Raw genomic sequence first — 547 nt, 5'->3', positions numbered from 1 at the left:
ATAGAAGACCAAGCGCCGTCACACCCAAAATCGCGATCATCACCGCACCTTTCACACCACGGTGAACAAGCGCGATAGTAAGGAAGAAACCAATCGCCGCCAACACTGATGGCAATGACGTGATATCGCCCATTGAAACCAATGTCGCTGGGTTATCAACCACAATACCTGCGTTTTTAAGGGCGATAAACGCCAAGAAAAGACCAATACCTGCAGAAATGCCGGTACGAAGCGAATGCGGGATCGAGTTAATGATCCATTCACGAATCTTAAAAATGCTCAGCAGAATAAATAAAACACCAGAAACAAACACTGCAGCCAGCGCGACTTGCCATGTGTAACCCATGCCTAACACAACGGAATATGTGAAGAATGCGTTTAAACCCATGCCCGGAGCCTGAGCAATTGGGTAGTTTGCGACTAAGCCCATAATGAAACAGCCAATCGCGGCGGCAAGACACGTTGCAACAAAGATCGCACCACGATCCATACCGGTATCAGACAAAATAGCTGGGTTTACAAAAATAATGTAAGCCATGGTAAGGAA

At 46.8% G+C, this 547-nt stretch carries 1 protein-coding gene; it reads right to left on the bottom strand.

Annotated elements, in window-relative coordinates; all coding sequences use genetic code 11:
* The coding region (locus R7093_RS27455; RefSeq protein ID WP_318147309.1) for an NCS2 family permease at nt 1–547 on the bottom strand (547 nt) is incomplete at both ends.

Source organism: Vibrio sp. 1580 (genome assembly GCF_033340055.1).
Note: the sequence above shows the minus strand (reverse complement) of the source record. Positions and strands in the feature narration are given on the sequence as shown.